Source organism: Acidovorax sp. KPB24-03, from assembly GCF_057546605.1.
Genome location: NZ_BAAJYR010000617.1, coordinates 1 through 1534, shown reverse-complemented (window position 1 = coordinate 1534; position 1534 = coordinate 1). Strand labels below are relative to the sequence as shown.

2 protein-coding genes are annotated in these 1534 nt (G+C 70.7%); both read right to left on the bottom strand.

From position 1 onward, the window contains the following. Positions 1 to 71: 71 nt before the first annotated feature. The gene (locus AC27KI_RS24545) at positions 72 to 680 is read right to left on the bottom strand and encodes a thioredoxin family protein (RefSeq protein WP_487116373.1); all 609 of its coding nucleotides are present in this window, start codon (positions 678 to 680) and stop codon (positions 72 to 74) included. A 131-nt stretch (positions 681 to 811) separates the two neighbouring features. After that, a partial coding sequence (locus tag AC27KI_RS24540; protein ID WP_487116371.1) for a protein-disulfide reductase DsbD family protein occupies positions 812 to 1534 on the bottom strand: 723 nt, incomplete at its 5' end.

Here is a 1534-nt window from a genome sequence, read left to right as displayed (position 1 = left end):
GCCCGCCCGGGGCCGTGCTGCCATGCCCATTGCCGGCGGATGGCAGACCCGTCGCCGGCCCCGTCGCCGGCTTATGCCGGCGATTTGTATTTGATCGAGCAGCCGTAGGGCTGCGTGGTGGGCACCGCGATCGGCTTGCCCGCCAGGGCGTCGGCCAGGCCGGCCTTCACGTAGTTCGTGGCCTTCGGGATGTCGGCCGGGCGGGCCGAAGGAATGCTGTCGATGCCGCCCGCATACACCAGCGTGCCCTTGGGATCGACGATGTACAGGTGCGGCGTGGTGCGCGCGCCATAGGCATGGCCGGCCGTGCCTTCCTCGTCCAGCAGCAGGGCGGTGGGCACCGCCTTGCGTTCGGTGAACCAGGCGGCCAGTTGCGCGGGGGCCAGGTAGTCGCTGCTGGCCTTCTCGGTGGAGTTCACCGACAGCCACACCACCCCCTGGTCCACCGCGCCCTTTTGCGTGGCCGGCAGGTTGCCGCTGTCGTAGTGCTTGCGCACGAAGGGGCAACCCGGGTTGGTCCACTCCAGCACCACGTGCTTGCCCTTGAAGTCCGACAGCCGCACGGTCTTGCCGGTGGCGTCCTTCAGTGCGAAGTCGGGCGCGGGCTGGCCCACGGTGGCCGCCGCCTGGGCAGCGCCCGCAGCGAGGAAAAGGCAGGCGAAGAGGGTCCGTCGAAGCATGGCATTTCTCCTGTCGAAAGAACGAACGGGGCCGGGGCCCCGGGGCGGCCCAGTGTCACCGAGCCTCCAGCGCGTCGCCACCCAAAACCCCCGTGCCGGCAGGGCGATGGGGCGCCTGCTGGACCAGGCGCTTACAGGCCGGCGAGGGCCGCGCGCACTTCCTGCACGCCCAGGATTTCCGACAGCACCACGGGGGGGCGGCCCGGCGCCTGCAGCACGTACACCGGCACGCCGCTGCGCCCCAGTTGCGCCAGCGCGGCGGTGATGGCGGGATCGCGGCGCGTCCAGTCGGCGCGCAGCAGGGCCACGTTCTTGGCGGCGAAGTCCTTCAGCACGTCCTCGTGCGCCAGGGTGGTTTTCTTGTTGTACTGGCAGGTCACGCACCAGGCGGCGGTGTAGTCCACGAACACGGGCTGGCCCTTGGCCACCAGTTCCTCGGGCAGGCCGGGCTGCCAGGGGCGCCAGCCGCTGGCAGAGGGCACCGCTGCGGCCGAAGCCGGCGCGATTTCAAGCACTTTTGGTGCCCATGCCGTAGTCAAATATGCCAGGAGTGCTATCGAAATAGGAGCAATTGCCCAGCGGGTGCGCCCGGCGAGCGTGAGCGCCCAGACCGCCATGCTGAGCGTGACCAGCAGCGCCAGCAGGGCCGCCGCGCCGTCGATGCCACTTTGCTGGCCCAGCACCCACACCAGCCACACCACGGTGGCGAACATCGGGAACGCCATGAACCGGCGCAGCGTGTCCATCCAGGCGCCAGGGCGTGGCAGGGCGCGCGCCACTGCGGGCACCCAGCTGGCGGCCAGGTACGGCAGCGCCAGCCCCAGGCCCAGCGCGCCGAACACCGCCAGCGCCTG

Coding starts and splice junctions, on each gene's coding strand:
- AC27KI_RS24545 (WP_487116373.1), bottom strand. CDS start 680: ATGCTTCGACGGACCCTCTTCGCCTGCCTTTTCCTCGCTGCGGGCGCT.